Raw genomic sequence first — 24,891 nt, 5'->3', positions numbered from 1 at the left:
TATCTTAGTTTTATAATAATTCTGAAAATTAGCATTTGTCAATCATAAAAGGAGTGATTTTTCCATGACAATAACTTCCCAGGGCCAGCAGATTAGAGGAAAGAATTCATACACATTTGATGAATTTTTAGAGAAGCGCAGCGATCTGGATTGGTATAAGGATGATCTATTTCTGCAAAAGGCCTTAAAGAAATATGCAGGCTCACAATATGAACAGATACATAATGAGCTGCAGCATTTTTCTCCTGCTGTTTCTTCCAAATGGAACACCCTTGCTGAGAAAGCAGCAAGGCCGGATGTCCGTCCGTATATGCTTCATTTTGATGCCTTCAATCACCGCATTGACCGTGTCGTCCGTCCAATGGAAACGCATCAGCTGGAAAAAGAAGTGTTCGGTACGGGTCTCTTTTCAAGCAAAATGCCAGCCTGGGAAAGTTTTGCAAAGCGGATGCTGATTCATCAGCTGGGGGAAGCTGGTGTCGCCTGTCCGCTGACATGCACGATTGGATTAATTGCACTCCTTGAACAATATCCGAATGAAAATATTCCGGAGCTGGAAGAAATTTTACAGCATACGAAAGAGGGGCTAAATGGAGACTTTGCGATCGGTGCCCAATTCATGACAGAAATCCAGGGAGGATCGGATTTGCCTGCCAATGTGCTTGAGGCCGTTCCCGATGGAAAAAACTATCGCCTCTACGGGAATAAATTTTTCTGTTCGGTTGCCCATGCCGACTATTCGGTAGTCACCGCGAAAATTTCCGGCACTGATAAAGTATCGACATTCATCGTTCCGTCATGGCTGCCGGGGGATAAGGAAAAAGAAAAACGCAATGGGTATGAAATCAACCGGATCAAGTGGAAAATGGGCACGGCCGAGCTGCCGACAGGGGAATTCCAGTATAATGGGGCTCTTGCTTACCCGGTTGGCCCGGGAGGAAAAGGGGTGGCCGTTGCAGTCGGCATCGTCCTGACACTATCCCGCCTTGAAATCGGCATTGCCTGCGCAGGATTCATGCTCCGGGCAGCACGTGAAGCCAGTCTCTATGGCGATTTCCGGACTGTTTTTGGCAAAAAGGTAAAAGATTACCCGCTATCAGCGAGAACACTGAAGAAAATTGAAAATGCTGCACACCGCACAGCGGCAGGCGCTTTTAAAATCTATCATCAATTCCTGCTTCTTGATCAGCCGCTGAATGCCGGTATTCCTGTTGATCAGCCAATTGAACTGAGAAAACAGCTGTTTAACCTGAGGGAGCTTGTGCTTCTGCAGAAAATCTGTGCAACGAAAGAAGGAGCAGAGGTGCTGCACGATGCCATCTCCGTCTTTGCCGGCCATGGTGTCATGGAGGAATTCTCCTCACTGCCGCGCATTTTCCGTGATATTGTCGTCAATGAACAGTGGGAAGGTCCGCGCAATCTGCTGCTGACGCAAATTTACCGTGATATTCAGAGAGTGACAGACTGGTATCCACCAGCTGATTTTGTGGCAAACGTGCTGGAGGGTGCTTCTCAGGAAACGATTGATCGATTTGCCGGGCAGCTGACTGACCTTCTGCAGCGCCCGGTGTGCGGGGAAGTCAGCGAAGCTTCCATGGAAGCGGCTGAAGAGTGGGATATGTACTGTGATTCCTTTTTTAAAGCGTATCAGAAAATTGCGCTGGAGGAATTGCTGTAAAAAGAGATGCCTGGCGGAAGCCCGCCAGGCTATTTATAGTAACTTAATCTCGAAGATTTCCAAATATACTCGAAATTTTCCATATAACTGCGAAAAAATAAATATATCCGCGAAAATCCCAATATAACCGCGAAATCCAAGTTTTATCCGCGAAACCGGTCAATGCTTAAAGCGGTAGATAACCGATGCCAGGAAATTAGCCAGAAAAAAGACCGGGTTTCCCTGAATGTTCTCATGCAGAACCAGCTCGCCTGCTCTCATATTGTCATACATATCTCCCTGTCTTTTCTCCTTCGCTTTATTTTTGGCTTCTTCTTTTTATAAAGCGGTTAAAAAGCGGTATTGCATCGGAAGGATCAGGAGAGAGAGCAATACATATAGTACGAGTATTCCCCAAAAAATGTTTAAAAGGATCATGTCCTCTCCTGATAAATTCCATTTTAAATCAAATCTTTTGTATTTGTATTTTCGAACATATGTTCTGCTTTTATGCATAAATCTCCCGCTTCCAAAATAAGATGAAATATCATCCAAGAAAAGAGGCGATCCACACATGATTACAAAAGAGATGCTGGTCCGTTTTGATGAGCTGAACCGCAGGAAAAAGGATATGGAAGCCGAACTCGATAAACTCAAAGATATGTTCCACCAATATTTCGATACAGCAGTGGGACAGAATGAAAAAGGAGAAGTGAAGATTGACAGCTACAAATTGCAGAGGCAGATTAGAAGGACAGAAAAATTCGATCCCGCTCCAACTGTCAGCAAACTGGAGGAGCTGAATCTTCTCGACCTGATTCAAAAGCGGCCTGATGAAGGGAAAATAAAATCCGCTATGGATCTGGGATTGATTAAGGAGTCGGACCTGGAAGGATGCAGAATTTCCAGGACGACCGCAGCTCTCCTGATTAAAAAGCTGGATTAATCATTTTTTTATAAAAAGTGTTTGACCTTCACGCTGCGTAAAGGTGTATCGTAATAAACAGAAAGTACTTTCTAACATTTTTCAATGTCTAGCTGCAGCGCCTAGCCAGTATTCATCATGAATTTGCTCCCATGAATTACTTGCGAGGAGCATGATTCGGAGAATGATGCTTTGAGCAGCTCGGGGTCATAAGCCAAATCACTCAGAAATCAGGACAAGGAAAGCTTCGGCAGCGATACATCGCCCGACCAAAGCTTGCTTTGGGAGGTTTCCTGCGTGATTCGTCTTATGCCTGTCGGGCTTGCACAGGACGTGGCGGTTTTTAGTTGAAGTTCACCTGGAGGCGCTTCCGCTTTTCTTGAAAGGAGGCCATCGCATGGAATACACAGTGCAGAAGCTTGCGCAGATGGCTGGGGTCAGCTCGAGGACCCTCAGGTATTATGATGAAATTGGCATTCTTAAGCCGGCAAGAACCAATTCGTCAGGATACCGGATTTATGGCCAGCAGGAAGTTGACAGACTGCAGCAGATTCTGTTTTACAGAGAACTTGGCATCAGCCTTGATCAAATTAAGGAAATTATCACAGCACCCTCTTTCGATACTGCGGATGCACTGAAGGAGCACCGCGAGAAACTCCTTGAGAAAAGAAAGCAGCTCGATCTGCTTATTACGAATGTAGAAAAAACGATAGCATCAGCTGAAGGGAGAACGACCATGTCAGACAAAGAGAAGTTTGAAGGATTCAAAAAGAAAATGATTGAAGAAAATGAGGAACAATACGGAAAAGAAATCCGTGAGAAGTATGGCGATGAGACGGTTGATAAGTCCAATGCCAAACTCATGAACATGACCCAGGAGGAGCATGAGGCCGTAACCAAACTGGCCGAAGAGGTGAACAGAACCTTAGCCCAGGCCATGGAAACTGGCGATCCGGCAGGCGAGCTTGCACAAAAAGCTGCCGATCTGCACAAGCAGTGGATCACCTTCTACTGGAGTGAATACAGCAAAGAGGCCCACGCCGGCCTTGGTGAAATGTATGTGGCAGATGAAAGGTTTAAAGCCTATTATGATAAAATCCGCCCAGGTGCAGCCGAGTTTTTAAGAGATGCGATTAACATTTATACTGGACAGCGATAGAATCGAAAGCGGCTGGCTCTGCCAGCTGCTTCTTTTTGTGAAAACTGTATGCGCCGTTTCAATCAACAATTCCGCCCACCAGCAGAATATTTGCACCTCTACCCCGCAAACCCGCCAATATTTCACTAAAACCATCGGCTTACTGTATGTAACACCTTCCATGGGGAAAGATGAATAACATGATACCAACTCGGGCGGGCAGGTGATAAGATGAGCCGCATTCCTACATATAAAGATGAGCAAAGCATTAGGGAAAAGCTTAGAGATGTTTCTCTTGAGCATTGGCTGAAGGAGGATTTGTTCAGCTTTAATTGGTGGCTGCTGCTGGCTGCGTGCATTTTGCCGTTTTTTATTTGGTGGAGGCTGGTGGATAAGGGGCGGTTCTTTGAAATACTTGCTTTCGGGCTGCTTTGTGCGATCTTCGCCTGTTTTCTTGATGTTGTGGGAGTGAACTTTCTTTTGTGGGGATATCCGGATAAGCTGTTACACTTTATTCCGCCATTATTGCCTGCAGATTTTGTGGTGATCCCCATTTCAGGCATGCTGATATATCAGTACTTCAGTACGTGGAAAAGCTATGCCTTTGCAGCCGTAGGCCTTGGAATCATGTTTGCTTATATCTTTGAACCGTTATTCAGCTTTTTGAATATGTTTGTCCTTATCAATTGGACTCACACCTATTCCTTCATCGGTTTTGTCCTCTTTTTTCTTGGCGTCCGCCTTTTAATGCTGTCCTTAAAGCGTGCGGCTGATAAATTAAAGTAAGCGGTCAGCAATGCTGGCCGCTGTTTTACGGATTAATAGTCGTAACTATGGCAACACTTCTTGCAGCACCAACAATGCCATTCTGATGAGCATTTTTTGCAGCAGCATCTTTTATGCTCATCAGAGCATTTTTTGCAGGAACAGTGTTTATGCTCATCAGAGCATTTTTTGCAGGAACAGTGTTTATGCTCATCAGAGCATTTTTTGCAGGAGCAGTGTTTATGCTCATCAGAGCATTTTTTGCAGGAACAGTGCTTATGCTCATCGGAACATTTTTTGCAGGAACAGTGTTTATGCTCATCGGAACATTTTTTGCAGGAACAGTGTTTATGCTCGTCAGAACATTTTTTACAGGAACAATGAGGTTTAAAATCGCTCGTGCATTTCTTGCAGCCGTGATGTTCATGTTTGTCCTTCTTTTGGCAGCAGACCTTCTTCTTGTAATAATATTCTTCAACACAATATTGGCACATGGGATTCACTCCTTTCTCCTACTAATATATGAGGGGAAAGTGAAAAGGAAAGAGCCCCTTGTCCATAGTGCTTGAAATATCCGCAAAAGCCCCCTCAGTTTTTGAGGGGGCGGAACTATGTTAATTAACGGTCTCCGGAATCACTTTAACATCACTGCTGTTCTTTTTCTTCTTTTTCTTCAGCCAGCCAAAACGGAGGCTGGACGTGGTGAACAAGCGGTAAACCGCCGGGATCAGCAGCAGCGTGATAAAGGTCGCAAACAGCAGGCCGGAAATAATGACCGTTGCCATCGGCGCCTGATAGTTGCCGGAAGTTCCCGATGCCAGAGCAAGGGGCAGCATCCCGCCAACCGTTGTCAGAGTGGTCATGAATATCGGCCGGATCCGGTTTTTGCCTGCTTCCAGAAGTGCATCCTCAACCGAGAAGCCTTCCAGGCGGAGCTGATTCGTACGGTCGATCAGCAGGATGGCGTTATTGAGCACAATCCCTATCAGCATGACAATTCCCATTCCAGACATTACACTAAGCTCCATCTGAGTCAGGAACAAACCGAGAATGACGCCGACGATGGTCATCGGTATGACAGACATGACGATCAGCGGATGGCCAAGGTGGTTAAATTGTACAGCCATCACGAGGTATACAAGGAAAATCGCAATCGCTAAAACAAATACCATATCCATGATTAATTCCTGCTGCTGTTCAAGATCCCCGGCAGCTGCCACACTATAGCCAGCAGGGGCTTCAAAATCATTGATCAGCTTTTGGACATCCCGGTTCACGGCACCAAGGTCTTTGCCTTCAATATCAGCTGAAATGGAGATGAAGCGCTCCCCGTCATGATGGGAAATTTCATTTGGTGTATCTACACTCTTCAATTCAATGAAGGAAGATAATGCTTTCTCGCCCTGGACAGTTGGAACCTTTAAATCCAGCAGATCTGACCTGGAATCTGTTTTCTCGGCCCATTTCAAGGCAAGCGGCACATTTTCTTCGTTCATGGCCATTTCCCCGACAGGCATTTCCATGAACGCCTGCTCAATAAACTGCCTGATTTGCGGCTGGGTTAATCCTGCCTTTTCAATCGCTTCTTCTTTTAAAACAACAACCTGCTCCTCTGACGTGCGCTCCATCGAGTTGGTCACCCCGACGATGCCGTCAATCTTTTCGAGCTCCTCTGTAAAATCTCCGGTAAGCTTCTGCAGATCTGTAAATTCCTCACCCATAATATTCACCTGAACCGGTGATCCGCCGCCGGCCGACATCGCACTCTGGACATTTTCAACTGGAAAGGTATCGGACAGGCTGCGAAGTTCCTTCATAATGTCTTCATTGACATCTTTTTGCTCTCTTGTAATGTCATCGCCCTTTGTCATATTGATGATCGTATAGAACATGCCGCCGCTGTCCATCACATAATTGGATTCTACATCTTCAATCGATTGCAGTTTCTGATTGATTCCTTGAGCGATGTCTTCTTTATCTTCAATTGAAATACCCGTTTCCAGGTCAACCATCAGCTCTGTGTACCGGTTAAACATATCGGGCATAATCGTCATCGGAATTTTCGTCACAAGTGTTAATGAACCGGCAAACATCAGGAAGAAAATCGCAATGACCGCAAAACTGTAGCGCTTTTTCCGGATGGTCCAGGTCACAATCCGGCTATAAAGGTGCATAATCGGCCCTTCTTTGTGCTCCTTCTTCGACTTGCGGAGCTTCAGCATTTTTTCCGAAAGAGAAGGGATCAAAGTAAACGAGACAATAACCGAACTGATCAATGTAATGGCTACAACAGCAGACAGCATGATCATGAATGTGCCGACTTCGCCGCCAATCAGGCCGATCGGCAGGAATACCACAATCGTAGTGAGCATCGAAGCAATAACCGCTGATGAAACCTCTTTCGTTCCTTCCAAAACGGACTCAAGCTTGCCAAGTCCCTGTTCCTTCTTACGATAGATGGATTCAATGATAACAATCGAAGAATCCACCATCATCCCGATTCCGAGGCCAAGCCCAATCAGGGTCAGCATATTAAAGCTGTAATCAAAAACCCACATCGCCGTAAATGTCAGCAGGATGGAAGTGGGGATTGACAGGCCGATGATAAAGGTGGCCCTTACATTCCTTAAAAATATCAGCAGTATGGCAATGGCAATGACACCGCCGATTAAAATGTTGCTGGTCACGCCATCAATCGATTCCTGCACATAATCTGCCTGTGCCACCATTTCGTTCAGTTCAAAGCCTTTCACCAGTCCGTCTTCGCGGATGTTTTTCACTTCATCGCGGACCGCAGCTGCCATTTCAATTTGCGTGGCATCTGCAGCACGGCCAACCTGGACAAAGATGAATTCCTTCGTGCCGTTCTTCCAGACGAACGATGAGCTTTCAATCGGCTGAATTTGAACATCTGCAACATCTTTCAAATCTACAAACCCATTTTGTGAGGGGATTTTGATATTCTGTACATCCTCGACATTTTCAAGCTTTGTATTCCAGCGGAGGGAGGGAGAGCTGGCATCGCTGCTGAGTTCTCCCAGTGTGACTTCGCTGTTAACCTGCTGAATCGCACTGATCACAGCTGCAGCATCCAGCCCTTTTTCGGCCAATTGGCTGCGGTCCAGTTCAATGATTACCTCATGCTCCTGAAACCCGGCCAGCGATACGTCTCGGACTTCCGGCAATGCTTCCAGGCGCGGTTCAAGGACCTTTTTGGCAAAAGCGGTCATCTCCTCCATGCTGCCGCCGGATACGTCCATATAGAATTCATAGGTCTGCGTTGTCCCATATTGCCCGGAAGTGACATCCGTGATTGCGGCATTCTCGCCTTTAGCGGCATTTGCAGCCGTCTCTATTTCCTTAAAAAGATCATCCCCTCGGCCCTGATCAAACGTAATTTGTAGTGAGCTCCGTCCGATCGCCGATGTGGAGTCAACAGATTCTACTCCTTCAATCCCCCTGATTTGCTGCTCCAGGGGGTTGGTGATCGATCGCTCCACTTCAATCGCTGCCATTTCACCGGCACTGACCTCCACGTAAGCGCCATCCATTGTTACCGGCGGCATCAGCTCTTTATCCAATTCGAAAATGGAAAAGCTCCCGATGGCCAAAATCAGCACCGTCATTAGGGCAACCAAAATCTTTCTCTGCACAATCATTTTTAATAATTTCATAAACATTCTCCTTACTCCCAAATAGTGAAAATTTGCACCCAAGATCTAATTATACAGAGGGAAATAGGTACTAATAACTACTATTTTGTTAATTTTTCAATAATTCGTCCGACCTAATTCGCCAAAATGCGATCTTGTTTTCAGGAAAAACTTAACAATTCTTACAGATACTATCTTAACCGGGATTAACGAGAGCCATAACGAGCCAGAGACATATCTTGGCATCGGACTTAAGACTGAGAACAGAGGATGGGTATTAACGACGAAAAACTTGGAGAGTAGGTGAAGATGGCAGATTACCGAATTAACGACGAAAAAGTGGGGAGAGGAGAGAAAATGGTAGATAATCATCCGGATTAACGACGAAAAAGTGGGGAGAGGAGAGGAAATGGTAGATCATCAACCGGATTAACGACGAAAAAGCAGAGAGAGGAAGGAAAATGGTAGATACCGAATTAACGACGAAAAAATGGAGAGAGGAAGGGAAATGGTAGTTAATCATCCGGATTAATGACGAAAAAATGGAGAGAGGAGAGAAAATGGTAGATAATCATCCGGATTAACGACGAAAAAGTGGGGAGAGGAAGGGAAATGGTAGATCATCATCCGGATGGATTAACGACGAAAAAGTGGGGAGAGGAGAGAAAATGGTAGATAATCATCCGGATTAACGACGAAAAAATGGAGAGAGGAAGGGAAATGGTAGATAATCATCCGGATTAACGACGGAAAAAATAGAGAGAGTATGAGAATGGTAGTTAATCAACTGGAATAAAGACGAGAATGTGGAGAGCAGCGAGAAAATGGCAGTTAATCATCCAAAATAACGAAGAAAAATCAGAGATTTAATAGAAAAGAGTTATTCGTTCAGCAAACGAAAAACTTCCATCATTGCCTATAACCCTTCCAAAATGACAAACCCAATCAGTGTGTTATACTGAAGAAGCCAGAAAACTCCCAAAATTGGAGGAGAGTTCATGTACACCGTATTCTCAACATTTGACGTTCCCGATGAAAAGTCGGAAGAAGTCATTCGCATATATAAAAATCGTTCGCGGTCGGTCGATCAGGCAGAGGGGTTTATCGATTTTCTCCTGCTGCAGAATGATAAGCGCGCCGGTGAATTGACCGTGCAGCTCATCTTTGATACAAAGGAGAACTATTTAAACTGGGTCCGGAGCGAAGATTTTAAGAGGATTCATGATTTAGAGAAAAAGTATCCGGATCAGGAATTGGCTGCAGTGGTTCCGAAGGTTTCGCAATATAAGGTGGTGGCTAAGTGAATTTTGAAAAGGTCGTACACCGTGTTACAGAAGCAATCTATGAACGCGAGCCTTCCCTGCTTGACCGGTTTGGCGAACAAGGAAAAGAGAAGTGCCGCGAAGATAACCATCATCATATGAAGCATCTCGAGACAGCGTATGAGCTGAACCAATCTGCTTTTTTCACTGATTATGCCGTCTGGCTTGATGGCATTTTAAATAAGCACGGGATGAAGACCCGGCATCTGATCGGTAACTTCGAAATCATTCAGGCTGTGCTCGCTGAAGATAAAGATTCTCCTGAAAAGGCAGAGAGGTTCCATCTTTACCTGGCGGAAGCCATTGCTGTTTTGAAAGGTGAGCTTGCGAAAGGAGGAGTGTAGAATGCAGCATCCTGAAACACTCGCTTCCTTATTGCTTCAAGGTGATTCTGCGAAAGTTTGGGAAAACATTCAAAAGCACCCGCAGCTATCGCGCCTAGAAGTTTATCAAAATCTGATTACACCTGCGATGCAGCACATCGGCTTTTTATGGGAGACAAATCAGATCACAGTCGCAGATGAACATTTGGCAACAGCTACATGTGATTTTGTGCTCTCAAAGCTCGCATACCAGCGGGAAAAAAGACAATCAAGCCAAAAAGCCATGTTTCTCTGCCTGGATAGGGAACAGCATTATATTGGCTTGAAAATGGTCAACAGCCTTTTTGAAGAGCATGGCTGGGAGACGAAGTATTTTGGCCCGAGCCTGCCTTTGGAATATGCGCTGAGAACGGCAAAAGACTGGAAGCCAAGTGTAATTGGACTGTCCGTAAGCATCGTCTATCATCTGCCGAAGCTGAAGGAATATGCCGAAGCATTTGCCAAATTGCCGCATAAGCCGGCTGTTCTTCTTGGCGGGCGTTTAGCAGAGAAGTATGACCTGCTTCCTTATTGCTCAGATCATACGGTCATTCTAAAGGATTTGCCGGAAACAAAGGATTGGCTGCAAAACTATGAAGCGGGAGGACAGCAAAATGCAATATTTTGATCAGCCGCTTCCGCTTGCGTTTTTAAAAGCTGACAGGAACGGAGAAATAGTTAGCTACTCCACAATTGCACGGGAAAGCTTTGACCTGAGTGAGGGGCATCTAAAAGGAATCATTGATGAGGAAAGCATTGAAAAGCTGATTCAGTACAGCTGGGAGCCCGGATTGGATCCTGTTAAGCTGGAACTGAACATGAAGACCAGGGAAACACAGCTTTCTTTATTTGAGGTTCATATTCAATGGGACAGCGAGGATCATGCCAATATGCTGTTTCTGCCAAAAGACAGCTCGAATGAAGGCTTGATGGATAAACTGATGCAGCTGCAGCAGCGCCTGTCCTCAACCGACTTTGAACTACTGGAGAAAAAAGAAGAGCTGGAGCAGGTGCTGATCCGCTTAAATCAGCTGTCCGGGCCGTTTATTCCGCTGTCGGAAACCCTGTGCCTGATTCCTTTATTCGGCGACATTACACCAGATAAGATAAACGTTATTTCCGAGAGCTGCCTGAAAGCTGTTTTTGCAGGCGAATATGAAGAAATTCTCTTTGATCTGACAGCGGTTGGGGAGATTGAAGGAAAAGGCATTGAGAAATTCACCCAGCTGATTAAAACGCTGAATTTCATGACAGGCAGCATTATCAAATTGATAGGCATTAAGCCAAACCTGGCGAAAGTGCTGAATAACTATAAGCTGGATGAATGGGTGCAAATCGATCAATCCCTGAAGCAGGTTTTAAATGTCTATTTCAATCGGAATGAGTTAGGGGCCTCTTAGGAGGTCTTTTTTTTGTTAAAATTTCAGAATACGAAATAGTTTGACAATTACCTGATTTAAAATCATGATAGTAAGTAAAATAATCGGAAGTCGGGGGCAGAAAAAATGGGTTTGCCGAAGGAAAGGCATAGCGGTTACAGTCAAGAAGTACAGAAGCGTTCGTTCATAAGGGATTTGACAGCGGAAAACACTTCATCGGGAATCATTGCAAGCACGCTGGTTATGACGGGGCCGGCCCTGATCATTTTACAGGCTGCGTCAGCAGGGGGATTTACTGACCAGCAGACGATTAACTGGATGTTTGCGGTTTATTTTTTTGGAGGTGTATACAGCATCCTCCTGCCGCTTCTATATAGGATTCCCATCACAGGAGGGCATTCGATTACTGGAGCGGCCTTTTTGGCGACTGTGACTGCCCAATATTCGTACCCTGAGCTGATAGGCGGGTATGTGATGTCCGGGCTGCTGATTTTTCTGGTCGGTATTTCTGGGCTGTTTACAAAGATCATTGGCTGGGTGCCGAAAGAAGTCATCGCATCCATGCTTGGCGGTTTGGTTGCCGGCTATGTCGTGAAGCTCGTACCGGCCATCCAGGAAATGCCTGTTGTCGGAGGAGCGGCTTTAATCAGTTTCCTGCTTTTTACGAGATATGTGAGGAAGTTTCCGCCGGTGCTCGCGGCTGTTGCGGTTGCGTTTGCTGTCTTATTTTTGTCAGCTGATTTAAATCCGGCTAAAGAGATTGCCTATTTCCTGCCGTCTATTCAAATGCCGGAATTCAGCTGGATGGGGCTCGTGACGATTGCCCTGCCGCTTGCGATGCTGATACTGAGCAATGACGCTGCACCGGGAATCGGGGCCCTCGAAAGTGAGGATTTTAAGCCTCCTATTCGTAAAATCGTCTCATCAAGCGGGGTATTCTCCGTGATTACCAGCTTCTTTGGCGGACAGTGTGCCAATATCGCCGGCATGATGAGCGCCATCTGTGCCGGGCCGGATTCAGGCCCAAGGGAGAAAAGGTATATGGGAGCTGTTGTTTCAGGCGCAATAACGATTGTGTTCGGCATTTTTGCATGGAAAATCGTGCCCTTTATCCAATCGCTTCCGCAGGCATTCGTTTCATTGCTGGCCGGGTTCGCCCTGATTGGCGTCCTGCATTCCAGCCTGCAAATGGGCTTCTCCGAAAACCGCTACCGGCTAAGCGCACTTGCAGCCTTCATCGTCACCCTATCAGGCGTAAGCTTTCTCCACATCAGCGCACCCGTTTGGGGACTCATTGCCGGGGCGGTATTGGCCCGGACGGTAGAGAGATAAATGGTGACAGGCACCACCCGAAATTTGTCGAATATATCAGAAGAGGTGTTAATAGATTGAAAGAATTGCAAAGCTTTATGAGAGAGTATCAAGAAGAGATGGGCTGGGAGATCAGCAATGAGAATTATGCCAGGAGCCGCGATTCCCTATTAAATAACTATATGCTTCTGACAACCGAAGTAGCGGAGGTTGCTGAAGAGCTGCGTAAGGCCTTTAACCTTGTCCGCGAATATGCAGAAGAAGGAATGGATGAAGAACTGGCCTTTCAATTAGCCAGTGATCAAGTAAAAGAAGAACTTGGCAAAGAACTCGCAGACTGCCTGGCCTATCTGATTAAATTCTATAACTTCTTTGGCATTGACTTGGAGGAGAGTTTTTACGGAAAAATGCATGAAGTGAGGAATAGAAGGAATAAGGATGGGAGTTTGACAGAAATATAGAAGGGTTTCTTGCTTGATGATAAAAAGCAAGAAAAAGGAGCCTATAATTTTGTATACAATGTCTTCAAATATAGCTGAAAAAAGACACCCAGTGTGATGAGGGTGTCTTTTTTCTGAAAGCCCTGTCTTTGGGCTCTTTAAAACTCTTAAGCTGCTTCAGTCATTTCTGATTTAACTTCCTTCGATTTAAATATTTTCGACTTGCTAAACAGCAATGTTAATCCCACCGTGATGACTGCTGTAATTGCCATTCCTGTAAAGTAAGAGCTCCAGTATTCCGGTAATACAGAAAGGAAGGAGAGCATTCCGCCAACACCTACAGAGGTGGCTTTTACATCCATAAAGGAAAGGTATGCGCTTCCAATGGCACTGCCAATCATGACCGCAATAAATGGATATCTGAATCTCAGATTAACTCCATAAATCGCTGGTTCTGTAATGCCTAACCAAGCTGATACAGTTGCGGAAAGCGAAACACTTTTGAGTTTTTTATTGTTTTTAATTAAGAAGAACATGGTTAAGGCTGCGATACCTTGAGCAAGTGTAACGGTTTCGCCTATTGGCCAAAGTGTAACATAGCCAAGGGAGCCAGCCATTTGCAGGTTCACACCAAGGAATAAGTGATGCATTCCTGTAATAACAAGCGGCGGTGAAATTAGTCCGTATACTGCCCCAGCCAGAACTGGTGATACATCAAACAGATACAAAATACCGTCAGTAATCCAGTTAGCGCCTGTCATAGTAACAGGCCCAATGATTGTAAATGTCGCAATGCCCGTAATGATCAGTGCGATTGGAGCAACAGCCAATAGCTGCAGGCTTTCCGGAATGACTTTTCTCAAACTTTTTTCAAGAGTTGCTAACAGATACGCCGCAAAAAGGACTGGAATAACTTGTCCCTGGTACCCGACTTTTGCAATTTCAAAACCAAATAGATTCCAGTGCTCGACTGATTCTGGGTCAGATGCAAATGCATAGGCATTCATAAGTTCCGGGTGAACCATGATTAAGCCAAGAACAATTCCCAAAACAGGATTGCCACCGAATTTCTTTGCAGCAGAAAAGGCAATTAGTGCAGGCAGGAATGTAAATGCTGTATTTGAAATCAGATTAATAATTCCTGCAAACCCGGACCATTCTGTATGAACATCGAGCACGGATTCTCCTTCATAAAAGATGCCAGGGTTTGCTAGTACATTATTTAGTCCCATTAATAAACCGGCTGCAACGATGGCAGGCAGGATTGGTATAAAAATGTCTGCGAGCACTCGGATTCCTCTTTGAAGGACGTTTTTCTTTTTAGAAGTAATTTCTCTTAATTCCTCTGAAGAAACTTCTTCTGTGCCTGTTTGCTTCACAAACTCGGCAAATACTTTTTCAACCAATCCAGGGCCGATGATGACCTGAAACTGGCCGCTTGCTGAGAAGGTTCCTTTTACAAGGTCATTCTCTTCCAATTTCTTCACGTCGACTAGTTCCTCGTTATCCAGCACTAATCGCAGCCGGGTGACACAGTGTGTTGCGGTTACAACGTTTTCTGCTCCTCCGATGTTTTCGATAATGGAGGAAACGTTTTCATTTAATTTTGACATCTGGCTTACACCTCACTATGTAATGGCTTTCATAAATAACCAACTTGTTTAAACAAGTTTAGTATAATATAATTGACTTGTATATACAAATAATTTTGAAAAATTTTTAAGGAGTGTCCGGCTATCATGGATATAACGAAAACACCGTTAAGCTTTTATGGCTCTTATATGGCTCTTGCCTTTCAGAAGCAAGAGGGGGCAATGAAAACTGGCCTTTTTTTAAACTCTTTAAGAGGCAAGTCAAGAAGCCATATGAATGTGTTAAAGCTGATTCCTACTGTAAATGGAGCACCTGTTGATTATGAATACATAGCAGACTATAACCTTGTCATCATCCGATTTTCCGGCGGTGAAATCTCTATCTGTTTTGACAGTGATTCAAGGATTGTTATCAAAGGATCGGGGGAGAAGGCTGGGCTGCGTTTGGACACACAGCCTGTCTACAATTTTGAATATAATTATTTATTGGGGAGAAAGGGCAGCGAATACTGCATTGTCAACAGCTATAAGAATTTAACTAAATTCATGATTTTTTGCCCAAGCGGATCCGTTTCCCTGAATCAAGATGTGTATATGGACAGCAGAGGGAGCACGAATGAGGCGGAAAATCAGTCCGCTATTAATATCTCATCTGCTGACGGCAGCGGATTTTTATGTGTGATGGAAGACCTGCCTACCCATGGAGGGAAACCGGCTGATCGGGAATACAGCTTTGAGCAAGCCCTTAAAAACAGCAGGAAAGCATTTGAGGACTATTGCAGCAAACTGCCTGAAGCTCCTGAAGAATACAGGGATACCCAAATCAATGCAGCGTATATTAATTGGTCCTCAGTTGTGAAACCTGAAGGCTACCTGAAGAGGGATACGATGTTTGTATCGAATAATTATTTCCTTGGCACATGGAGCTGGGATCACTGTTTCAACGCGATTGCTCTGGCTGGTGTGGATAATCAATTATCCTGGGACCAAATGGCTGTCTTATTTGATTATCAGGACAAACTTGGGCAAATTCCTGGTTCGCTCAGTGACTCGACAATCCGCTGGAACTTTGCCAAACCGCCAGTGCACGGGTGGACTTATACTAAAATGATGGAGAAAATGGAGTTTTCAGCCGAACAGCTTGAGGCCATTTACCGTCAAATTAAGAAACAGGTGCAATTTTATCTGACTTATAAAGATTCAAATGAAGATGGCATCCCAGAATACCATCATGGCAATGATTCGGGCCAGGATAATAGTACGGTGTTTAGAAATGCCAGCATCATTGATTCGCCAGACCTGACGGCTTTTCTAATCAAGGATATGGATATGCTTGTGATGGTAGCGGAGAAGCTTGGAAAATCAGAAGAGAAGAGCCATTGGGAACAGGAATCAAAACGGCTGACCGATCTGTATTGTTCTTACTTCCTTGTGGATGATCTTCCTGTCGCACGTGTTATGTCCACAGGCGAAGTAATCGAAAGCGCGAGCTTCCTGCCGCTCATGTCTCTGTTGATCGCAGATAAACTGCCGGCTTCTGCAAGAAAGAAAATGGTGGAAACCATTACGAGCGGCAAATATACAACAAAATGGGGCATTGCCTCAGAAGCGGTCGACAGCAGTCTTTACCAGGATGATGCCTATTGGCGCGGAGCCATTTGGGCACCAACGACGCTTATATTAATCGATGCACTGGAAAGATGCGGCGAAATGGAGGCAGCGCTGTCCATAAGTGAAAAATATTGTAAGCTTGTTCATCAGAATGGATTTTCAGAAAATTTTAATGCCCTGACAGGTGAGGGGTTAAGAGATCCGTCCTTTACTTGGACTGCTAGCGCGTTCATTTACCTGGCGGCTAAGGTTCAAGAATCCAGAGCATAAAAAGAACGATCCCTGGGGCCATTATGGCCGGGGATCGTTTTATTTTATCCTTTGTGCCTGCTCGAAAAACACGAAGGAGTCAGGGGTATGCCTGGACTGAGTAAACTCAAACATGACTCCATCCGAATTGTAAGTAAAATTGGTGACAACGGCGACACAGTTGTAATCTATCAGGTTCAAATAGGCTTGATCCAGCTCATTTACCTTTTCAACTGTCATCATTCTTTTCGTTGTAATGATGCTTTCCTTTAACTCATTTTCCATGTATTCATAAATAGAATCCTCTGCAATCTCCTTATTTAAACCTTTTACAATATCTTTTCGAAAATAGTTATAATCCATAATCAAAGGCCTTCCATCCAGGTATCGGACCCTTTGCAAATGATAGATTTCAATCCCGATTGGAAAGGAAGTTATCTGTCTTAGTTGTTCATCTGCGGTTCTTTCTTCAAAAAAAACTACTTCAGTCCGGTATTTATTTTTGTTTCTAATTGAAGACTCCTTAAACGTCTCGATACCGCCAAACAAGTACTCTTTTTGCCTTAGTTCCTGAAAAATCACACGGACGCCTTGCCCGTGAATGGTTTGGACATACCCATCGGAAACAAGATTGGCAATCGCCCGCCGAACGGTATTCCTGGAGCATTCATACTGCTTGATCAAGGTATTCTCAGATGGAAGCAGCTGCTGAAACGCATACACCTTGTTGTCTATTTTATTTTTTAAATCATTATAAATTTCAAGATACTTAATTTTAGCCATGATATCTCCTATATGCATTTTCTCTACCTATATAATAACTTTCCAAAGTCTAATTGTGAACTCAGGCAGAGCCTAAACTTTCAAAGACCAGATTAGGAAAAACCATTTTGAAAAGGCCATTTTGTACACAATATCCCCTATAATAGATTTAAACTATCATGATAGAAAGGAGAACAGCCATGACCATCATGCAGGACAAAATATCAAGCCTTCTGGAAATTAATCGCAGTTTAACCCAGTCTCTTGACCTGGAGGAGATTCTAAAGAGGCTGGTACAAGCTGCCTTTGATTTATTAGACCATGCTGACACGACCATCCTTTATACGTTAAAGGAAGATGGATTATTGCATTTTTCCAGCGGGGTTGGGGTGGAGGCAGGCTTTATGAGCCAGGTGAAGTTTGAGCCTGGTGAATCCTTGACTGGGCAGGTATTTCTGACTAAAAAGGGCGTCATTGCTTCAGGACATGAGTTCAGGGAGCATATGAGCAGTATGTCTGAGACAAATTATGTTCATTTTTTTAATGGCGTTTACCAGCGGGATGTGAAGAGCGGTATCGTTGTCCCATTGGTTTATAAGGAGAATTGCATCGGCGTGCTTGTGGTGGATAACTTCGACAAGGATGTACAGTTTACTGAAGCCGACTTTCAAGTGCTGGAGGTGGTGGCAGATCAGGCGGCTATTGCCATCATGAACTCGAAGCTTTACGAAGAAGTGAGGCGAAAAAATGAGGAACTGAGCCAATCCCTTGATATCCACCGGAAATTCACGAAGATTCTGCTGGAGGGAAGGGGGACTTCGTATATCCTGGATACCATAAGTCACATTTTGGGCTCCCCCGTAATCTTTGCAGAGTCACCATTAAATCCATCCAGTTCATTTCAGATCATAAACTCCAACGAACTTTTCGGATATTTCCTCCTGGATGAGCCAGTTGAACGTTTGACGAATATCCAGAAGGCCGCTCTTGAGCGTGCTTCAACGGCTTTGTCACTGGAGTTTGTAAGGCAGAATACGCTTTTTGAAAAAGAGATGCATCTAAGGGAAGAGGCCTTTCATGATTTAATCAATGGCGGACGCCTGAATGCAAGGATTCTGGAAAAATTCCGCATGAATGAGAAAAGCAGCATCGCCTGTATGATGGTGGACTGCAAGTCTGGTTTTCTATGGGATGCAGCCTCCATCCTTCAAAAAGAAAAACTCATTCGATCGATCGAGCAGATCATCATGAAATACTGTGAAACCTCAATCGTTTTTACGAAATCAAACCAAATCATAGCACTCCTGGTGAATGGACGGAAAAAGTATGACCAGTCTCTGGCTGATGATATTCAGAGAAAAGTGAACAGAACTGTCATTGGTTTGGGCAGAGAGGTTGCCTTGACAGATATGACTGATACTTATCAGGAAGCTGCCGAAGCTTTATCATTTGCTAAAAACCATCAGCACAAAACCTTTATCACCTATTCTGAGCTTGGTGCTGAAAGACTGTGGCTCAACACAGACCGCAGCTTGCTGAAAAAATTTGTCTCCGATAAAATAGGCTCTCTTATAAAAATGGAGCCTGAATACTTAAAAACGATGCAAACCTTTCTGGCACATAATCAAAGCCATAAACAAACAGCAGAAGAGATGCATATCCATCCCAATACCCTTGCATACCGGCTGAAAAAAATCGAAAGCGAGCTGCAGCTGGATTTTTCACGGAAAGAAGATTGGATTACAGTGGTCCTGGCATTCCAGGTCTTTGATTTTTTAAATCCATAATTGGTGCTTGTCACAAAGAATAGAAGGATTATTTGGCTGTTGGCACATGTACATAGAATATTCTAAATATTATAATAACATAAACTTGATATGATAAGGAGAGGTTGGATGAGTACAGAGGTTAATAGCCAGAAAATTGAGGCCGTCAATGCTGGTGCAGAAACTTTTTACAATTATATGGGCGGGGAATGGATTCCTTCTGTGACAGGGGAGACGTATCCGAGTGTGAATCCAGCTAATACAGCTGAGGTACTGGGTTACTTTCAGAAATCGAATGAGATTGATGTGCAAAAAGCCATCGAGAGTGCAAAGAGGGCTTTTCCCGAATGGAAAAATACATCTCCAATCAGCCGGGGGGACATCCTTTTTAAACTGATCTTTCTCATCCAGCAGGAAAAAGAGGAATTAGCTGAAATCATTACGAAGGAAGTCGGCAAAACGATCGAGGCAGGGCGAAAGGAAGTGGATGCAACGGTTCAGGCTCTGAAGCATTTCAGCGGCGAGGCGAATCGGATTTCAGGTGAAACCGTGCCTGCAATTGATCCGAAAACCTTTGCCTGCACGATTCAGGAGCCGCTTGGAGTGGTGGCTGTCGTTACGCCATTTAATTTTCCGCTCGGAATCGCCATTTATAAAATTGCACCTTCCATGCTGGCGGGAAATACGATCATCTATAAGGCCGCAAGTGACACGTCTCTAATTGCAGTGAAGGTAGTCGAGCTGTTTGAAAAGGCGGGAATGCCAGCGGGCGTGCTGAATATGATCACAGGACCGGGTTCTGTCGTGGGAAAAGAGCTTGGAACCAATCCGGAAATTAAGGCCGTCTCGTTTACAGGCTCCTCTGATGTGGGCATCCATCTTGGCAAGCTTGTGACAGCCCATGGCGGAAAAATGCAGGCTGAAATGGGCGGGAAGAATGCGACGATCATACTGGAGGATGCCAATCTGGATGAGGCTGTCCAGAGTGTGGTCATCAGCGGATTTTACAATAACGGCCAAAGCTGTACGGGAACCAGCCGCGTGATTGTGCCACGGTCCATTTCTCGAAAGGTCATCGATTTATTGGTTGAAAAAGCGAAGCAAGTAAAGGTCGGCGATGGGGTTCAGGAGGGATATGACAATGGTGCGGTTGCGAATAAGCATCAATTGAATACGTATCTCCATTATGTGAATAGCGCCATTGAAGAAGGAGCGGTGCTCGAATATGGCGGAAAGCAGCTGACAAATGGCGATATGGCGAATGGTTATTTCGTCGCTCCGACAGTTTTCAGTAAAGTTACGAAGGATTTTACAATCGCCCAGGAAGAGATTTTCGGTCCGGTTGTGGCTGTGATGGAAGTGGATTCTTACGAAGAGGCGATTGAGCTTGCAAATGATACGGACTTTGGCTTGTCATCCGCCATTTTTACGAATGACCTTCAGAAGGCATTCGATTTTGTCCGGAAAATTGAAACAGGTGTCACGCATGTGAACATCCCATCCAACCATTATGAAAACCAGCTTCCGTTTGGCGGCAAAAAGACATCCAGCATCGGGCCGCGTGAACAGGGCAGCACGGCATTGGATTTCTGGCTTGATACAAAAACCGTTTATATAAAACCTTAAGGAGGGAGAGGATGAAAAACATAGGCGTAATTGGCTGCGGGGCCATGGGAAAGGGCATTGTGAAAAATTTAATTAAAAACGGGTATAAGGTGTTTGCTTATGATCCCAGTCAGGATGCACTGGTGAAATGCGAGGCGCTGGGGGCCATTCCCCAGCCTTCTCCATTCGAGGCAGCAAGACAGGCGGATCTAGTAATTTCTTCATTGCCTGGACCAAGTATTGTGAAGGATGTTATGATGGGTGGAAGCGGAGTCTTTTCTGCTTTAAAGCCTCACAGTTTTGTGCTGGATATGAGCACCATAGACCCGAAAACAGCCCAGGAATTGAATCAGGCTGCAAAGGAGCAAGACATCTATTTTTATGACTGTCCGTTAAGCGGGGGACCAAAGGGTGCTGATGCCGGTACGCTGACTATAATGGTTGGGGGAGACGATAGATATTTGCCGGACATTCGCCCGGTCCTGGAGAGCGTTGGAAAAGATATCTTTCTGCTGGGTCCTTCAGGATCAGGCCAGGTGGCGAAGCTATGCCACAATATGCTGGTTGCTTTAACGACTGCTGGCCTGGGGGAGGTCCTTGCAGTGGGTGAGAAGGCAGGTGTCAGCCGGTCTCAGCTGGCGGAAGTCATTCAAAGCGGGTCTGCACATAATCGCGTCCTGACCGTATTCGGTGAGAATATCCTTCAGCATACATACGAGAATGTGCTGTTCAGCCTAGAGCACATGAATAAGGATATTCACTTATACAAAGAAACAGCCAAATTTTATAGCGAAGATTCTCCTTTGGGTCATCTGGTGTGCGATATCTATGAAAAGGCGATGGAGCAAGGGAAGGGCAAGCTTGATTCTTCCGCTGTATGCGGATCTATCTAGTAATCTTTTAATCTAGGGGGGAAAACATGAAAAATGAAAAGACAGAAATTTTAAAAGATTGGCGCTTGCATGCCATTGTGCTAGTTCTGGTTGCGGCCACTGAAGCGATTGGACAGATCAGCTTTAAAGTAGGCGCAGGGGTAATTCTGCTGCTGCCTATGCTTTATGCTTTCTTCCTGGGGCTGGGTCTTTACTTCACTCCGCTTATTAAGGAAAAACAGGCTAAAAATGCAGAGCCCCTCATCGTGCTTGGGGTTACTCTTTTAATTGCCAAAATTGGCGTAACGATTGGGCCGCAAATCGAGGCAATCATTGCGGCGGGTCCATCATTATTGCTGCAGGAACTTGGTAACTTAGGAACGATCTTATTTGCACTGCCAGTGGCCATTTTTCTTGGCTTTAAAAGAGAAGCCATTGGCATGACCCACTCGATTGGCCGGGAGCCGAACGTCGGGCTGATTATGAATAAATACGGATTTGATTCGCCAGAAGGCAGAGGAGTAATGGCTATTTATATTTTCGGTACTGTGTTTGGTGCTGCCTTCCTGGGATTGATTTCCGGATTCCTGGCCACCATTACCCCACTCCATCCGCTGTCGTTCGCGATGGCATCAGGGGTGGGAAGCGGCAGCATGATGGCGGCTGCCAGCGGATCGCTCGTCGCTGCCTTCCCTGAAATGGAGGCGCAGATTGTTGCCTTCGCAGGCGCCAGTAACCTGCTTTCACTTTCAACGGGTCTGTATGCCAGTATTTTCATTGGATTGCCTCTTACTGAAAAGCTGTACAGCATTATGATAAAACGCAAAGAGAAAAAGGCTGCGGACAAAGGGGGAGATATCCATGCTTAAAAATATAACAGAGTGGTTTCTGATTTTAGGTATATTCGGTCTTTCAGCGCTGATCGGCAACTGGGTAGGCTATGATATCCTGCCGTCTGCAGCCATTCCGGGCATGCTTGTTTTAATTGTCATCAGTGTGCTGGGCCTGATTCTTGAAAAAGTGCTGCCAGGCAATATCCCGAGCGTCGGATATATCGGGATTATCGGAATCATCGTTTCCATTCCCGGAGTACCGGGATCTGAATATGTTGTCGAATGGACCACTCAGGTCAATATTTTGGCTCTTGCTACCCCAATTCTGGCTTATGCAGGCATCTCAATCGGAAAGAACTGGGCTGATTTTTCCAAGCTGGGCTGGAGAAGCATTATTGTTGCAGTCTTTGTGTTCTTCGGAACCTTCATCGGATCTGCAGTCATTGCCGAAATTATTTTACGGATGCAGGGGATTATTTAATAATTTTTGGCCTGGCAGGTGGATATCTGCCGGGCTTTTTGCTCTGCATCAGTCATTTTTTAGCACTGCCTCAAAATATATCGGCCACTTTCATAGGTTTATCGGTCAGATTTGAAATTTATCGGTTGCTTTTTTGATATATCGGTCAAAAGTGCCATTTTATCGGTCGATTTTAAGATATATCGGTCACTTCGCGTCCCATCAATAATCTGCTAATCTCACAGAGAAAAAACAAATAAGAAAGAGTGAAACCCATGAACCTATATGAACAGTTAATAAAAGATTATGACCAGGAACTGACCCGCTCAGGCATAAACGGCGAAAGATTGGCCTCAAGACTTGATGAGCTTTCAAGGGTAGGCCTCATGGATAGCGGCGGGGTGACACGCCCGGGCTATTCTGCCAAAGAGAAAGAAGCGAAAGAGCTAGTAATCAAGTGGATGAAAAACGCTGGTCTTACTGTGACTGCAGATGGAGCAGGAAATGTATTCGGCAGATTGGAAGGAAAAACAGAAGGCGCCTCAATCGCTTCCGGTTCACATGTTGACAGTGTTCCAAATGGAGGGCATTTCGATGGGCCGTTAGGAGTTCTCTCAGCATTGGAAGTTGCGGAGTCATGGAAAGAAACAGGATACATACCGGAGAAGCCGTATGAGGTTGTGATTTTTTCAGATGAAGAGGGTTCGAGATTCAAGAGCAGCTTAACAGGCAGCCGGGCATTTATGGGGCAACTGAAGCCGGAAGAAATGGATAGCCTGCGGGATGAAAATGGCAAGTCGTTTCGGGAAGTATTGACCGAATATGGCAGCAGTGCGGAAGAGTGCTTAAAGGCAGGAAAAAACAGGCGTGAAATCGAAGCTTTTGTGGAAGTCCATATTGAGCAGGGAAAGTTGCTGGAAAGAGAGAATCAGCCAGTTGGAGTGGTCAAAGGCATTGCAGGACCAGCTTCTCTGGAGGTAACATTTACAGGAGAAGCTGGGCATGCAGGAAATACGCCGATGGCTGGACGAAAAGATCCGCTGGTGGCTGCCTCATTGTTTGTAGCTGCCATTGAGAATTTTCCAAAGCAGATCAGTGATACGGCCGTTGCGACTGTCGGAAAGCTGAACGTACATCCAAATGGCTTTAATGTCATCGCACAGGAAGTAATATTAACAGTGGATATCCGGGATATTTTTGAAGAAACCCGTGATCAGCTGCTTGATCAAATTAAGATCGAAGCGGTGAAAATAGCAGAGGAACGATGTATTGACGTGCAAATGAACCTGAATGCCAAAATCAAACCTTTGCCAATTGATGAAAGCCTGCAGGCAGGTATAGCAGAATCCCTTGAGAAGTTCGATATTAAACCCGTTTACATCCCAAGCGGCGCCGGCCATGACACCATGATCGTCGGAACTGAAATGCCGGCCGCCATGCTGTTCGTCCGCAGCAGGGATGGCATCAGCCACAATCCGCGGGAATGGACGTCATTAAATGACTGTGTATATGGTGTACATGTTTTGAAAGATTTTGTTGAAGGTCTTATGAAAAAATAAAAAAGGAGCAATCCTCATGATCATCCGCCACATAAAACCAGCTGACGCCGAGGCCCTGGCCGAACTGATCACAAAAGTGGAAAACGAATCAGACTACATGCTTTTCGAGCCAGGTGAAAGAAAGACCTCAGCCGAGGCACAAAGAAAAAGAATCGAAGCCATTCAAAAAGAAGATCATTCGACCATCATCGCAGCGGAAAAAGATAACCGATTGATCGGCTTTGTAATGGCCATTGGAGGTGCTGCACGGAGAAACCGGCACTCAGCCTATCTCGTTGCAGGCATCCTCAGTGAACACAGAGGCCAGGGAATCGGCACGAAGCTTTTTGAAGAGCTCGAACGCTGGGCGTGTGAAAAACATATCCACAGGCTGGAACTTACAACGGTTATCCACAATCAGGCCGGTGTCTCCCTCTACAAAAAAGCCGGATTCGAAATAGAAGGCATTAAAAAACATTCGCTTATGATAAACGGTGAATTTGTCGATGAATACTATATGGGTAAGCTGTTATAAAAGAAAGGCCATTTTCTGAAAATAGAAAATGGCTTTTTTTGTTTACTCTGCCAGGTAAATACTCCTATTTTAATATTCGAAAACCCAGAAATATCAAGGGATGAGGCTATAAGATT

General features: G+C 45.0%; 22 protein-coding genes and 1 pseudogene. 18 read left to right on the top strand and 5 right to left on the bottom strand.

Going from position 1 to position 24,891, the window contains the following annotated elements; genetic code table 11:
* Positions 1–64: 64 nt before the first annotated feature.
* Complete coding sequence (locus QUF73_12990) at positions 65–1,678, top strand: acyl-CoA dehydrogenase family protein (protein ID MDM5227122.1); 1,614 nt, start codon at positions 65–67, stop codon at positions 1,676–1,678.
* A gap of 159 nt (positions 1,679–1,837) precedes the next feature.
* Here QUF73_12990 and QUF73_12985 read toward each other — a convergent pair.
* Positions 1,838–1,972: pseudogene (locus QUF73_12985) on the bottom strand (DUF3949 domain-containing protein).
* 259 nt (positions 1,973–2,231) lie between these two features.
* Between QUF73_12985 and QUF73_12980 the strand changes: the two are divergent.
* The 3 genes from QUF73_12980 to QUF73_12970 all read left to right on the top strand — a co-directional run bounded on the left by QUF73_12980 (position 2,232) and on the right by QUF73_12970 (position 4,506).
* The gene (locus QUF73_12980; protein MDM5227121.1) at positions 2,232–2,603 is read left to right on the top strand and encodes a hypothetical protein; all 372 of its coding nucleotides are present in this window, start codon (positions 2,232–2,234) and stop codon (positions 2,601–2,603) included.
* A 376-nt stretch (positions 2,604–2,979) separates the two neighbouring features.
* On the top strand, positions 2,980–3,741 hold the full coding sequence (locus QUF73_12975; GenBank protein MDM5227120.1) for a MerR family transcriptional regulator: 762 nt from the start codon (positions 2,980–2,982) through the stop codon (positions 3,739–3,741).
* A gap of 210 nt (positions 3,742–3,951) precedes the next feature.
* Entirely contained in the window at positions 3,952–4,506 is a 555-nt protein-coding gene (locus tag QUF73_12970) for a CBO0543 family protein (GenBank protein ID MDM5227119.1), read from the top strand.
* 25 nt (positions 4,507–4,531) lie between these two features.
* On the opposite strand, the gene QUF73_12965 is transcribed toward QUF73_12970, so the two are convergent.
* A complete protein-coding gene (locus QUF73_12965; protein MDM5227118.1) occupies positions 4,532–4,912 on the bottom strand; it encodes a hypothetical protein in 381 nt (126 codons plus the stop codon).
* Positions 4,913–5,099: 187 nt separating this feature from the next.
* Positions 5,100–8,159, bottom strand: coding sequence for an efflux RND transporter permease subunit (locus QUF73_12960; protein MDM5227117.1), 3,060 nt, complete (start codon positions 8,157–8,159; stop codon positions 5,100–5,102).
* 977 nt (positions 8,160–9,136) lie between these two features.
* Between QUF73_12960 and QUF73_12955 the strand changes: the two genes are divergently transcribed.
* The 6 genes from QUF73_12955 to QUF73_12930 all read left to right on the top strand — a co-directional run bounded on the left by QUF73_12955 (position 9,137) and on the right by QUF73_12930 (position 12,973).
* Positions 9,137–9,442 carry an antibiotic biosynthesis monooxygenase gene (locus QUF73_12955; protein MDM5227116.1) on the top strand — a complete coding sequence of 102 codons (306 nt, stop codon included), beginning with the start codon at positions 9,137–9,139 and terminating at the stop codon, positions 9,440–9,442.
* Positions 9,439–9,804, top strand: coding sequence for a hypothetical protein (locus QUF73_12950; GenBank protein MDM5227115.1), 366 nt, complete (start codon positions 9,439–9,441; stop codon positions 9,802–9,804). The genes QUF73_12955 and QUF73_12950 overlap by 4 nt, the downstream gene beginning before the upstream one ends.
* Position 9,805: 1 nt before the next feature.
* Positions 9,806–10,450: a cobalamin-dependent protein gene (locus QUF73_12945; protein MDM5227114.1), complete on the top strand. Its 645-nt coding sequence runs from the start codon at positions 9,806–9,808 to the stop codon at positions 10,448–10,450.
* Positions 10,437–11,222, top strand: a complete 786-nt coding sequence (locus QUF73_12940) for a Stressosome protein rsbRB (protein ID MDM5227113.1) — start codon at positions 10,437–10,439, stop codon at positions 11,220–11,222. Before QUF73_12945 ends, QUF73_12940 begins: the two co-directional genes overlap by 14 nt.
* Positions 11,223–11,327: 105 nt before the next feature.
* Complete coding sequence (locus tag QUF73_12935; GenBank protein ID MDM5227112.1) at positions 11,328–12,533, top strand: benzoate/H(+) symporter BenE family transporter; 1,206 nt, start codon at positions 11,328–11,330, stop codon at positions 12,531–12,533.
* Between the two features lie 56 nt (positions 12,534–12,589).
* Positions 12,590–12,973 carry a MazG nucleotide pyrophosphohydrolase domain-containing protein gene (locus QUF73_12930; protein ID MDM5227111.1) on the top strand — a complete coding sequence of 128 codons (384 nt, stop codon included), beginning with the start codon at positions 12,590–12,592 and terminating at the stop codon, positions 12,971–12,973.
* Positions 12,974–13,119: 146 nt separating this feature from the next.
* Here the strand turns inward: QUF73_12930 and QUF73_12925 are convergent, their stop codons facing one another.
* On the bottom strand, positions 13,120–14,565 hold the full coding sequence (locus tag QUF73_12925) for a PTS transporter subunit EIIC (protein MDM5227110.1): 1,446 nt from the start codon (positions 14,563–14,565) through the stop codon (positions 13,120–13,122).
* A gap of 126 nt (positions 14,566–14,691) precedes the next feature.
* Between QUF73_12925 and QUF73_12920 the strand changes: the two genes are divergently transcribed.
* Complete coding sequence (locus QUF73_12920) at positions 14,692–16,425, top strand: trehalase family glycosidase (protein MDM5227109.1); 1,734 nt, start codon at positions 14,692–14,694, stop codon at positions 16,423–16,425.
* A gap of 39 nt (positions 16,426–16,464) precedes the next feature.
* Here the strand turns inward: QUF73_12920 and treR are convergent, their stop codons facing one another.
* Positions 16,465–17,187, bottom strand: a complete 723-nt coding sequence (gene treR / locus QUF73_12915) for a trehalose operon repressor (protein ID MDM5227108.1) — start codon at positions 17,185–17,187, stop codon at positions 16,465–16,467.
* A 179-nt stretch (positions 17,188–17,366) separates the two neighbouring features.
* Here treR and QUF73_12910 point away from each other — a divergent pair, with 179 nt between their 5' ends.
* The 7 genes from QUF73_12910 (at position 17,367) to QUF73_12880 (ending at position 24,775) form a co-directional block, all read left to right on the top strand.
* On the top strand, positions 17,367–18,953 hold the full coding sequence (locus QUF73_12910; protein ID MDM5227107.1) for a helix-turn-helix domain-containing protein: 1,587 nt from the start codon (positions 17,367–17,369) through the stop codon (positions 18,951–18,953).
* 108 nt (positions 18,954–19,061) lie between these two features.
* Positions 19,062–20,558 (top strand): aldehyde dehydrogenase family protein, encoded by a 1,497-nt coding sequence (locus tag QUF73_12905; GenBank protein ID MDM5227106.1) that lies wholly within the window; start codon positions 19,062–19,064, stop codon positions 20,556–20,558.
* 11 nt (positions 20,559–20,569) lie between these two features.
* Positions 20,570–21,430: an NAD(P)-dependent oxidoreductase gene (locus QUF73_12900; protein MDM5227105.1), complete on the top strand. Its 861-nt coding sequence runs from the start codon at positions 20,570–20,572 to the stop codon at positions 21,428–21,430.
* A 26-nt stretch (positions 21,431–21,456) separates the two neighbouring features.
* Entirely contained in the window at positions 21,457–22,278 is an 822-nt protein-coding gene (locus tag QUF73_12895; protein ID MDM5227104.1) for a DUF3100 domain-containing protein, read from the top strand.
* Positions 22,271–22,723 carry a hypothetical protein gene (locus QUF73_12890; GenBank protein ID MDM5227103.1) on the top strand — a complete coding sequence of 151 codons (453 nt, stop codon included), beginning with the start codon at positions 22,271–22,273 and terminating at the stop codon, positions 22,721–22,723. The genes QUF73_12895 and QUF73_12890 overlap by 8 nt, the downstream gene beginning before the upstream one ends.
* Positions 22,724–22,977: 254 nt before the next feature.
* Positions 22,978–24,261, top strand: a complete 1,284-nt coding sequence (locus QUF73_12885; GenBank protein ID MDM5227102.1) for a M20 family metallo-hydrolase — start codon at positions 22,978–22,980, stop codon at positions 24,259–24,261.
* 16 nt (positions 24,262–24,277) lie between these two features.
* Positions 24,278–24,775: a GNAT family N-acetyltransferase gene (locus tag QUF73_12880; GenBank protein MDM5227101.1), complete on the top strand. Its 498-nt coding sequence runs from the start codon at positions 24,278–24,280 to the stop codon at positions 24,773–24,775.
* Positions 24,776–24,891 lie beyond the last annotated feature (116 nt).

This window comes from Cytobacillus sp. NJ13, from assembly GCA_030348385.1.
Lineage (GTDB): Bacteria > Bacillota > Bacilli > Bacillales > Cytobacillaceae > Cytobacillus.
This window is presented reverse-complemented; position numbering and strand designations above follow the sequence as displayed.

What these genes read in the sequence shown, in the direction of transcription:
- QUF73_12990 (MDM5227122.1), top strand. Translation starts at nt 65, where the DNA reads ATGACAATAACTTCCCAGGGCCAGCAGATTAGAGGAAAGAATTCATAC.
- QUF73_12980 (MDM5227121.1), top strand. Translation starts at nt 2,232, where the DNA reads ATGATTACAAAAGAGATGCTGGTCCGTTTTGATGAGCTGAACCGCAGG.
- QUF73_12975 (MDM5227120.1), top strand. Translation starts at nt 2,980, where the DNA reads ATGGAATACACAGTGCAGAAGCTTGCGCAGATGGCTGGGGTCAGCTCG.
- QUF73_12970 (MDM5227119.1), top strand. Translation starts at nt 3,952, where the DNA reads ATGAGCCGCATTCCTACATATAAAGATGAGCAAAGCATTAGGGAAAAG.
- QUF73_12965 (MDM5227118.1), bottom strand. Translation starts at nt 4,912, where the DNA reads ATGAACATCACGGCTGCAAGAAATGCACGAGCGATTTTAAACCTCATT.
- QUF73_12960 (MDM5227117.1), bottom strand. Translation starts at nt 8,159, where the DNA reads ATGAAATTATTAAAAATGATTGTGCAGAGAAAGATTTTGGTTGCCCTA.
- QUF73_12955 (MDM5227116.1), top strand. Translation starts at nt 9,137, where the DNA reads ATGTACACCGTATTCTCAACATTTGACGTTCCCGATGAAAAGTCGGAA.
- QUF73_12945 (MDM5227114.1), top strand. Translation starts at nt 9,806, where the DNA reads ATGCAGCATCCTGAAACACTCGCTTCCTTATTGCTTCAAGGTGATTCT.
- QUF73_12940 (MDM5227113.1), top strand. Translation starts at nt 10,437, where the DNA reads ATGCAATATTTTGATCAGCCGCTTCCGCTTGCGTTTTTAAAAGCTGAC.
- QUF73_12935 (MDM5227112.1), top strand. Translation starts at nt 11,328, where the DNA reads ATGGGTTTGCCGAAGGAAAGGCATAGCGGTTACAGTCAAGAAGTACAG.
- QUF73_12925 (MDM5227110.1), bottom strand. Translation starts at nt 14,565, where the DNA reads ATGTCAAAATTAAATGAAAACGTTTCCTCCATTATCGAAAACATCGGA.
- QUF73_12920 (MDM5227109.1), top strand. Translation starts at nt 14,692, where the DNA reads ATGGATATAACGAAAACACCGTTAAGCTTTTATGGCTCTTATATGGCT.
- treR (MDM5227108.1), bottom strand. Translation starts at nt 17,187, where the DNA reads ATGGCTAAAATTAAGTATCTTGAAATTTATAATGATTTAAAAAATAAA.
- QUF73_12910 (MDM5227107.1), top strand. Translation starts at nt 17,367, where the DNA reads ATGACCATCATGCAGGACAAAATATCAAGCCTTCTGGAAATTAATCGC.
- QUF73_12905 (MDM5227106.1), top strand. Translation starts at nt 19,062, where the DNA reads ATGAGTACAGAGGTTAATAGCCAGAAAATTGAGGCCGTCAATGCTGGT.
- QUF73_12900 (MDM5227105.1), top strand. Translation starts at nt 20,570, where the DNA reads ATGAAAAACATAGGCGTAATTGGCTGCGGGGCCATGGGAAAGGGCATT.
- QUF73_12895 (MDM5227104.1), top strand. Translation starts at nt 21,457, where the DNA reads ATGAAAAATGAAAAGACAGAAATTTTAAAAGATTGGCGCTTGCATGCC.
- QUF73_12890 (MDM5227103.1), top strand. Translation starts at nt 22,271, where the DNA reads ATGCTTAAAAATATAACAGAGTGGTTTCTGATTTTAGGTATATTCGGT.
- QUF73_12885 (MDM5227102.1), top strand. Translation starts at nt 22,978, where the DNA reads ATGAACCTATATGAACAGTTAATAAAAGATTATGACCAGGAACTGACC.
- QUF73_12880 (MDM5227101.1), top strand. Translation starts at nt 24,278, where the DNA reads ATGATCATCCGCCACATAAAACCAGCTGACGCCGAGGCCCTGGCCGAA.